Annotated in this window: 2 protein-coding genes; both read left to right on the top strand. The window is 43.1% G+C overall.

Annotated features, from left to right (window positions below):
- Positions 1-960 (top strand): sensor histidine kinase (locus tag WBA23_RS07485; RefSeq protein WP_424581652.1); only part of this gene is annotated, 960 nt, incomplete at its 5' end.
- On the top strand, positions 957-1,655 hold the full coding sequence (locus WBA23_RS07490) for a LytR/AlgR family response regulator transcription factor (RefSeq protein ID WP_424581653.1): 699 nt from the start codon (positions 957-959) through the stop codon (positions 1,653-1,655). The genes WBA23_RS07485 and WBA23_RS07490, both read left to right, overlap by 4 nt.
- The last annotated feature ends 165 nt before the right edge of the window (positions 1,656-1,820 follow it).

Consider the following 1,820-nt stretch of genomic DNA (forward strand, 5'->3'; position numbering starts at 1 on the left):
GTTCAATTCTCATTGCCATTAACGCCTACCTTACGGCTACTAAATACATTAATTCCTATTATTGGTGGCATTGCGATTACCACTGTCCTACGCTTTATGGCTCGGCAGTACCGCTATCGCTGGCAGCACTGGAAAGGATTTAAGCTAGCCTCATTGCTACTAGGCTCTTCAGTAGTCAGTACTTTAGCTTTCACACTACTGATAGTCGTCACTTTCCGACTGGTATACGGAAATTTCCTGCCACAGGTAGTTTTACTAAGCAATTTCTTCATATTCTTCGCTATTTTTCTCGGTTGGAACGCCATCTATCTGCTGATCCACTACGTAAATCGATGGCATTCAACGGAGGTAGAGAGGTGGCAGCTAGCTAGCGAAGTAAAGGATGCTCAGCTTAGCTTACTAATGTCTCAGATTAATCCGCACTTCGTATTTAACGCTATCAACAATATTCGTCCATTGATTCTAGAAGACCCGCACCGGGCTCGGGACATGCTGCTTCATTTTTCCGAACTACTGCGCTACGCCCTCCATTACTCGGAGCGCGATAGGGTTCCGCTGGAGCAGGAGCTCGGTGTGATCCGGCAATACCTAGCGTTGGCTTCATTACAGTATGAAGAAAAGTTACGATATCAAATTAACGTTGACGACTGCTTATTTGCTTACGAGATTCCACTAATGATGCTTCAACTATTGGTAGAGAACGCCATCAAACACGGCATCTCTCAGCACCCCGATGGAGGTGAGGTATTTATCTCAGTGCAAAAAACTGGTTCAATATTGTATTTGTGCGTCAGAAATAGCGGAAGTTTATCAACTCCTTCTACCCTCGACCAGAAAATGGGAATTGGGCTTGCTAATATTGAAAAGCGATTACAACTTATTTATAATGGCGAAGCTCACTTTACCATTTGTGAAGAAGCAGATTGGGTGATAGCTTCGGTTCAAATTCCAATTATATGAATTGTTTGGTGGTAGAAGATTCTCGTTTAGCTCGTCAAGAGCTGGTACATCAGCTCTCGGCAATGCAGGTTTTTGACGAAATCCGGGCAGTAGCCAATACCGATGAAGCTTTGGCTGAAATTGCCGATGCAGTACCTGACGTGATTTTCTTGGATATTCATTTACCTGGTAAAACTGGCTTCGATCTGTTGGAAACACTGGATTTGGTGCCACGAGTCATTTTCACTACGGCCTACGATCAGTACGCTATCCGTTCATTTGAGCATAATACGATTGACTACTTGCTAAAGCCCATTAGCCCGGAACGTCTTCATCAGGCAGTAGGAAAATTACAGGCAGGTAATACATCAAAAGAGAAAAAGTCACCGGATGATAAAGTATTTGTTCGAGATGGTGAGCGATGTTGGTTTGTGCCGTTGAGAGATATTCGCCTATTTGAATCCGTGGGTAATTACGTTCGGATATACTTTGACGAGCATTCACCACTTATCCAGAAATCACTTAGTGCTCTGGAGGTAGTATTAGATGAAAGCATATTCTACCGGGTTAATCGGCAACAAATGATTAACCTCACCTACGTTCAATCAATCGATACTTGGTTTAGCGATACGCTTAAAGTTACCTTGCAAACTGGTGAAGAAGTAGAAGTATCACGGCGACAGTCGGCCCGGCTCAAAAAGTTGTTCAGCCTGTAGTTTACGCTATTTGAGAAGAATTTGATAAACCAAAGTGGCGTAACGATAAAGTGCCGAAAACAATAAAAGCTGCCGAAGCAGCTTCATTATTCTATCAGGAGGTAGATATTACTCAGTATTGCTATTGCAAATAGTAATGTCCTTAAGCGATCCAACATCGCCCAT

This window comes from Tunicatimonas sp., from assembly GCF_049647865.1.
Taxonomy (GTDB): Bacteria; Bacteroidota; Bacteroidia; order Cytophagales; family Cyclobacteriaceae; genus Tunicatimonas.

Coding starts and splice junctions, on each gene's coding strand:
- WBA23_RS07490 (WP_424581653.1), top strand. CDS start 957: ATGAATTGTTTGGTGGTAGAAGATTCTCGTTTAGCTCGTCAAGAGCTG.